The 7,026-nt window shown below is 67.1% G+C and carries 7 protein-coding genes; 3 read left to right on the plus strand and 4 right to left on the minus strand.

From position 1 onward, the window contains the following. Positions 1-433 precede the first annotated feature (433 nt). Complete coding sequence (gene phnF / locus ACN0T5_RS21220; protein WP_417770594.1) at positions 434-1,183, plus strand: phosphonate metabolism transcriptional regulator PhnF; 750 nt, start codon at positions 434-436, stop codon at positions 1,181-1,183. Between the two features lie 24 nt (positions 1,184-1,207). Here the strand turns inward: phnF and ACN0T5_RS21225 are convergent, their stop codons facing one another. The 4 genes from ACN0T5_RS21225 to ACN0T5_RS21240 form a co-directional block, all read right to left on the minus strand. Beyond that, a complete protein-coding gene (locus ACN0T5_RS21225) occupies positions 1,208-2,449 on the minus strand; it encodes an HlyD family secretion protein (RefSeq protein WP_417770595.1) in 1,242 nt (413 codons plus the stop codon). Positions 2,450-2,452: 3 nt separating this feature from the next. Beyond that, positions 2,453-3,022 (minus strand): hypothetical protein, encoded by a 570-nt coding sequence (locus tag ACN0T5_RS21230; RefSeq protein ID WP_417770596.1) that lies wholly within the window; start codon positions 3,020-3,022, stop codon positions 2,453-2,455. Between the two features lie 229 nt (positions 3,023-3,251). Next, the gene (argE, locus tag ACN0T5_RS21235; RefSeq protein WP_417770597.1) at positions 3,252-4,415 is read right to left on the minus strand and encodes an acetylornithine deacetylase; all 1,164 of its coding nucleotides are present in this window, start codon (positions 4,413-4,415) and stop codon (positions 3,252-3,254) included. A gap of 25 nt (positions 4,416-4,440) precedes the next feature. Then, a complete protein-coding gene (locus ACN0T5_RS21240) occupies positions 4,441-5,622 on the minus strand; it encodes a M24 family metallopeptidase (RefSeq protein WP_417770598.1) in 1,182 nt (393 codons plus the stop codon). A gap of 160 nt (positions 5,623-5,782) precedes the next feature. Between ACN0T5_RS21240 and ACN0T5_RS21245 the strand changes: the two genes are divergently transcribed. Together ACN0T5_RS21245 and ACN0T5_RS21250 are read left to right on the plus strand one after the other, a co-directional pair. Then, a complete protein-coding gene (locus ACN0T5_RS21245; protein WP_417770599.1) occupies positions 5,783-6,268 on the plus strand; it encodes an Lrp/AsnC family transcriptional regulator in 486 nt (161 codons plus the stop codon). 145 nt (positions 6,269-6,413) lie between these two features. Further along, a partial coding sequence (locus tag ACN0T5_RS21250) for an aldehyde dehydrogenase family protein (RefSeq protein WP_417770600.1) occupies positions 6,414-7,026 on the plus strand: 613 nt, incomplete at its 3' end.

The following is a 7,026-nucleotide window of genomic DNA, read 5'->3' on the forward strand; positions in this document are numbered from 1 at the left end:
CCGCGCACCCCGCCCCGGGGGCGGCCGCGAGACCGCCCCTCCGCCCCTTCAGCTCCCGGCCCGGGTCCCCGTTCCCGCCTGCCGCGCAGGTCTGCTCCGTCTGTGATGCCGCCATGTCCCGCTCCATGCCTTCAAGGTTCAAAGCCGTTTCCACCGCTTCGCGCGTCGCGGCCCGCGAAGGTCGGCCGTAGCAACCGGGCCCGTCGGCCCTTGCGGCCGTGTTATACCCGTCGTCGTTATTTGTCTAGTATTATAGACAACCGACATTCTGAAACGATACAAGTCCCTCGTGACGCCACGATGAACGTCCGGCCATGAACCGCCTTTCGCCCCTGCGGCCACGATCCGTGCAGGCGCTTGCCGTTCGCCCCCGTGGCTGCGTAGAAGGGAAAGGATCCGCCGCAGGGTCTGGCGGACATGGGAAGGGAACGGGATGAGCGGCATCGAACGGCGGACAGGCGTCGCGCTCTGGCGCCAGATCGCCGACGACATTCGCGCGGCAATCGGCAATGGCGACCACGAGGACGGCCGCCTGCCGACCGAGGCGGCGCTGGCGGCACGTTTCAACGTCAACCGCCACACCGTGCGCCAGGCGGTCGCGGCCCTTGCACGCGAGGGGGTCGTCGAGACCGTGCAAGGTCGTGGCACCACGATCGTGCCGCGCCGGCGCGTCACCTATCCGATTGGCGCGCGCACCCGGTTTTCGGCCGGCCTTGGCGGTCAGGTGGCTCTTGCCACGACCCGGCTCATCTCTGCTTCGACCGAAGCCGCCGGCGAGGATCTTGCCACGGCCTTGCATGTGGCTCCGGGAGCATCGCTGCTACGCCTGGAAACGCTCGGGGAGGCCGACGGCATGCCGCTTTCGCGCGCCGTCCACTGGTTCGATGCCGAACGCTTTTCCGGGCTGGTCGAGGCCTATGGCCGTGAAGGCTCGATCACCCGGGCGCTCGCGGCCTGCGGGGTTCCCGACTATGTCCGTGTCTCGACGGAGATCTCGGCCGCCCCCGCGACCGGCGCCGACCGCGAGGACCTTGCCCTGCAACCCGGCGCCGTGGTGCTGTTGACGCGCTCGGTCAACGCCGATCCGCAAGGCCATCCGATCCAGGCAAGCCGGAGCCGCTTCGCCGCCGACCGGGTGACGCTTTCCGTCGCCCGGGACGGGGCCGCAACCGACCTGCCCTGACGCTGCAAGGCGGCGGCGCGCCGCTCAGTGGCCGGACAGCACCAGCGTGCGGATCGGGAACAGCAGGACCTGCAGGCGCAAGATCGCCGCATGAACGACGCCGACCGTATCGACCACATGCAGGAACACGTATTCGCCGGTCGAAAGCGAGGTGTCCGTGGCCAGCCGCTCGTGGTTGCTCGTATAGGCATTGGCGATGCACTGGCTGCCCGACGGCACCTTGTCCAGCCCGCCCGGATAGAGCGGCTCCAACAATGCGGTGATCGAAGCCGGCCGCGCCAGTTGCGTCACGTCCTGGACCCGGTCGCTCGCGGCGACCTGCCCGGACCCGATGCTCGCCTGCACCTCGGTGACCACCATCGGAATGACCGTGAAGGGCACCGCGGCGCAGGCGATCTCCGCCACCATGCCGACCTTGATCACCTTCGCCTCGATCTGGCCGAAGCCGGCGGCGATGCGCGCATGCGCCGTATCGACCGGGATCAGGAGGCCGGCGGGACGCATGATCGGGTTGACGATGTCCCCAACCCGCAGGTTGAACTGGGTGATGGTTCCGTCGACCCCGGCATGCACGGTGGTCTTGGACAGGACGACTTCCGCTTCCTTCAGCCGGGCCCTTGCGCTTTCAAGCCGCGCCGGCAGGGCAACCGAGATCTTCGTCTCCACCATCTCGCGATTGGCGATCGCGGCCGCCAGTCCGCCCTCCCGATTGCTGACGGTGTTCTTGAGCCGATCGACCTCCCGCTGCGCGACAACATTGGAGTTGCGCGCCATCAGTTCCTGGGTCCTGTCGAGCTCCTCTCGCGCCTGCGTCAGGGCGGCGGTGGCCTGGTCGACCTGTCCCTGCGCGACCCGCAGCTCCGCCTGGGCGAGAGCCAGGTCCGCCTCGATCTCTCCGATCTGTTTCGTGGCGATCTCGACTTCGGCCTGTTGCTGGGAACTGTCGAGCCGGAAGATCGGTTCACCCGCCTTGATCGGCGAATCCAGCCCCAGGTCGATAAAGATCTCGGCGACCCGGCCGGGCCTGTCGGGCAGGATGGGGACGGTGCGGTAGACCGAAACGGCAGCGGTTGCCGTCGGATGATAGTAGAAGACCATCGTGATGACCGAAACGGTCAACATGGCGCAGGTAACGATGCCGTAGCGCAGCTCGAACCAGACCGAGTACAGCGTGATTTCCCGGCCGATCCGTTTTCCCTGGACGTAACGGCGATAGAGATAGTCGGGCAGGATCGTCACGAGCGAGCAGAAGATGAGTTCGAACATCGCTCAGGGTCTCCCGGGGCTCTGCGCGTCGGGCCGGGCCGGTTCGGCGCCGCCCGCGTCCGTCACAGAAGCCTGGTCTTCAACAGCGGTCTTCGCCGGGGCCGCGGTGGCCGGCGGCGCATCCGACACGGGGATATCCGACACGGGGGCATCCGGTGGCGGGACATCTGAGCGCAGGGCATCCGGCGGATCGTCGGGCACCGTCCCTGCAACGGTCCGCGCAACACGCTCCCGGCGCGCCAGCGTGCCCAGCGAATCGGCGATCGAACCGAGCGGCGTGACAAAGTCCGGCAGCCGGATGAAGGCGAGCAGCAAGGCCGCCACCCAGAACAGGTTGTTGTGCGTGAACAGAGCCAGCAAGGCCAGGATCGCGACGATCTCGAACTGCATGCGGTCGTTGCCGTGGGCGATCCGCTCGGGCAGCGAGTGCAGGCGCATGTAGAGCGAGCCCAGCACGACAACCGCCACGACAAGCCCGACGAACATTGTCGTCATCAGCCGGTCGCCGCCATCGGCATCCGGCAGAAAGAACGGGATGTGATGGGGAGCAAGGGGGTGCAGGGATTCCGCCATCAATATCTCCGTGGCATGCCTCGGCCAAAGCTGGGCGCATCGGCCGATCCAGCCGGCATCCTACTACGCCCTCCGACGCAAGCAATCGTTTCGGGTGCATTTTCAGGGGTTTCAATGCCCGGATGCACCGCCTTTCCGGCAGAACAGCGATATCTCGGATTCTGAATTTCAATCACCCGAAACACCGAAATGTTCCGAGACGGAAACGGCGGAAGGAACCGGCAGACGCTCAGCTCGCGGCGAGCTGGCCGGCAAGGCCCGTCAGCATGGCGAGACAGGCCTGAAGCTGGCTGATCTCGACGAACTCGTCCGGCTTGTGCGCCTGGGCGATCGATCCGGGCCCGCAGACCACCGCCGACATGCCGAACTGCTGGAAGAGCCCCGCCTCCGTGCCGAAGGAGACGACGTCCGCGCCGTTCGCCCCGGTGAGGGCCGCGACGATGCGTCGGGCCTCGTTGTCATCGACGGGCTCCAGCCCCGCGACCTCGCCGATGACATGCCGCACGACATCCGCCGAGGCGTGCACCGCGCGCATCGCCGGCAGCAACTCTTCGGCGACATAGGCATCGACCTGTTCGCAGATGAAATGCCTGTCCGCCTCGCTCACCGGACGCATTTCCCAGTCGACGCTGGCAAGACCGGGAATGACATTGTGCGCCACGCCGCCGGAAAGCCGCCCCACCTGCAGCGTCGTCCAGGGCGGCTCGAACCGGCTGCCGTCGGGCGTGCGCGCCTTCAGCACCTCGCGCAGTTCCATCAGGCGGGCGACATAGCGCACCGCATATTCGACCGCGTTGACCCCGGCATCGGGCACCGAACCGTGCCCTTCAAGGCCGCGAAACACGGTCGTGTATTCACAGCATCCCTTGTGACCCTCGATGATGCGCATTTCCGTCGGTTCGCCGATGATCGCCAGCGCGGGGCGGATGTCCATCGCGGCAAGGTCGCCGACCAGCTTGCGCGCGCCAAGGCAGCCGACCTCCTCGTCATAGGTCAGGCAGACATGCAGCGGACGCGACAGCGGGCGCGATGCGAACAACGGCGCCGCCGCCAGGACGGCGGCAATGAAGCCCTTCATGTCGCAAGTCCCGCGCCCATAGAGACGACCGTCGGCCTCGCGCATGGTGAAGGGATCGGCCGACCAGTCCTGGTCGGCCACCGGCACCACGTCGCTATGGCCCGACAACACGATGCCGCCATCGCGCTCCGGCCCGATCGTGGCGAAGAGATTGGCCTTGGACCCCGTCTCGTCGACCAGCACCCGGGTCTCGGCGCCAAGCGCGCCCAGCCGGTCGGCCGCATGGGCGATCAGCTCCAGATTGCTGTCGCTGGAGACCGTGGGAAAGGCGATCAGCTCGCCCAGGATCTCCTTGGTGTCGTCGATGAGTGCCATCGTGCCGCTCCGTCCCCGCGTGCTGCTATTTGACGAAAAGCGCGCGGGGCCTGTTGCACAGGCATTCCGCCGGCCCCGAAGGCATGATCACGATGCTCTCGGTGATCTCCAGCCCCCAGCTGTCCATCCACAGGCCGGGCATGAAATGGAAGGTCATGCCGGCCTCAAGGACCGTGTCATCCTCGACCCTGAGCGAAACCGTGCGCTCGCCCCAGTCCGGCGGATAGGAGACCCCGATCGGGTAGCCGCAACGCGCGGACCGGTCGATGCCCGCCCGCTCCAGCGGCGCGCCCAGCGCCCGGGCGATGTCGGAAGCCGTGTTGCCGGCGCGCGCCGCATCGAGCCCTGCCTCCAGTCCTTCGACCAGCGCCGCCTCCGCATCACGCAGGTATTTCGGCGGCGTGCCGAGAAACACCGTCCGGCAGAACGGCGCATGATAGCGGCGGTAACACCCGGCGATCTCGAAGAAGGTCGCCGTCTCGGGCTCGATATGCCGCCCGTCCCAGGTGAGATGAGGCGCGGCCGCGTCCGACCCGCTCGGCAGCAAGGGCACGATCGAGGGATAGTCGCCCCAGGCATCCTCCGTTCCGCGGATCGCGTCGGCATAGATGTCGGCGACAAGGTCGGTCTTGCGCATGCCGGGACGGATCCGGTCGAAGACGCCGTCGATGATCTTCTCGGAAATGCGCGCCGCCCGGCGCATGAAGACCAGTTCCTCCTCGGACTTCACCGCCCGCTGCCAGTTGACCAGCGCCGTGGCGTCGACAAAGGAAGCGTCCGGCAGTTCCTCCTGCATGGTCAGGAAGGCCTTGGCGGAGAAGTAGTAATTCTCCAGCTCGACGCCGACCCGCGAGCGCCCGTAACCATGCTCCCGGATCAGCGCGGCGAGCGTCTGCATCGGGTGGCGCGAGCTCGACTGGACATAGTGGTCGGGATAGGCGGCAACCCGGTCGTCATCCATCCACACGGTGCGAACGGCCCCGTTGGCGTCCTGCCGCCTCCCCCACCAGATCGGATGGGCGTCGTGGAAGACGAGAACCCCCTGATGGACGTAGAAGGACCAGCCGTCATAGCCGGTCAGCCACGCCATGTTGGCGGGATCCTCGACGAAAAGCACGTCGATGTCCTTCTCGCGCATCGCCGCGCGCACCTTTTCAAGGCGCCGGGAGAATTCCGCGTCGGTAAACGGTAGCTCGGTTGCCGGCATGCCTTCTCCTCCATGCGTCGCATTGCAGCTTCGGGCGATCTTTACACAGCCGCCTCGGCGCTTGGACAGCATGATTTTTCAAGCGCCTCGCGGGCCATGTCGCGCGAGCGGGCGCCACAGTAGATGGACTCTCCTGCCCCTTGCCCGCTATGACGCTACCATGATCCGCCTCGACGACCGCGACATTGCCATCCTGAAAGTGCTTTCCCGCGAGGGCCGCCTGTCCAAGGCGGACCTGGCGCGGCGCATCAATCTCAGTCCGACGCCCTGCTGGGAGCGCCTCAAGCGGCTGGAAAAGGCCGGCGTGATCGAGGGTTACAGGGCCGAGATCGCGCTGCGCAAGACAGCCGCCCATGTCACTGTTTTCGTTACGCTGGAGCTGGAAAACCACAGCGCCGCGGCCTTTCAGGCCTTCGAGCGGGCCGTCGAGGCACATCCCGAGATCGTCCAGTGCTGGGCGCTTGGCGGTGGGTTCGACTATCTCCTGCAGGTGGTGACGCGCGATGTCGACAGCTACCAGCGGCTGATCGACCGGTTGCTCGACCAGGGCCTCGGCCTCGCCCGCTATTACACCTACATCGTCACCAAGCCGGTCAAGACCGGCCACGCCCCTCCCCTCGAGATGCTGCTCGGCGGAGCAGGCTGAACGGTCGCCCGAGGGCGGCAAAAAAAGACGAATCGTCTGGCGGCCCCGCCCGTTAAAGACGCTTGTTCGCCCTGTTTCGACGCATCCTGTCCATGCAGACGGGCCCCCGGCCCGCCCCCTGGCCGCGACGCAACGAGGAGGACGGATGATGACGACCGTGACCGGCACCGGCGAACGCACGCAGCCCGCCCTGGGCGATGCGCGCCTGCTCAGGCAGTTTTCCTATATCGACGGGCGCTGGTGCGCCGCCGGGGACGGACGGAGCTTCACCGTTCGCGATCCCGCCAATGGCAGCCGGCTCGGCGACGTTGCAAGCCTCTCGGCGAGCGAGGCCCGTGCCGCCATCGATCCGGCCGACCGGGCCTTTGCCGGCTGGTCGGCGCTGCTGCCGCAAGACCGCGCCAGGGTGCTGCGTCGGTGGCACGACCTCGTTCTGGACCATCGCGAAGACCTCGCCCGCCTGATGACGCTGGAACAGGGCAAACCCCTTTCCGAGGCGCGCGGCGAGATCGACTATGCCGCCGCCTTCATCGAATTTTACGCCGAGGAAGCGCGCCGACCCAATGTCGAGGGCGTCACCTCGCATCTTGCCGATGCCGAGGTTGAGACCTGGCTCGAGCCGGTCGGCGTCGCCGCCCTCGTCACCCCGTGGAATTTTCCCTGCGCCATGATCACGCGCAAGGCGGCTGCGGCGCGTGCCGCCGGCTGCACCGGGCTCATCCATCCCTCGCACGAGACGCCCTATACGGCCCTGGCCC

The sequence above is a fragment of the Stappia sp. genome, from assembly GCF_048261845.1.
Taxonomy (GTDB): domain Bacteria; phylum Pseudomonadota; class Alphaproteobacteria; order Rhizobiales; family Stappiaceae; genus Stappia.